Here is a 272-nt window from a genome sequence, read left to right on the forward strand (position 1 = left end):
GGTAAATAATCCGGCGCCTATCAGAAGAACCCAGGTGTGCTGGCCAACAGGCAGGGTGAAATCAGGCGCAGCAAGAAAAAGGTTGAAGGGGGTGATCAGCACCAGCAGGTAGACAACCATAGTCGTCGGAGAATCGTGGTGCGACATCTTTTTCACCATCAGTGAATAACTCGCCCAGAAGAAAGCGGCGCCGATGGGCAGTAATGAGGCCAGATTGAAATTGTCGGCCCACGGCTCAAGAATGATCATTGCACCAGCAAAGCCGGCCAGGG

The 272-nt window shown here is 53.7% G+C and carries 1 protein-coding gene; it reads right to left on the reverse strand.

The window, feature by feature from the left end; all coding sequences use genetic code 11:
- Positions 1-272: EamA family transporter (locus R0J87_RS20475; RefSeq protein WP_498888553.1), on the reverse strand; the 272-nt coding region annotated here is incomplete at both ends.

The organism is Halomonas sp. SIMBA_159, from assembly GCF_046536035.1.
GTDB classification, from domain to species: Bacteria; Pseudomonadota; Gammaproteobacteria; order Pseudomonadales; family Halomonadaceae; genus Vreelandella; species Vreelandella venusta_A.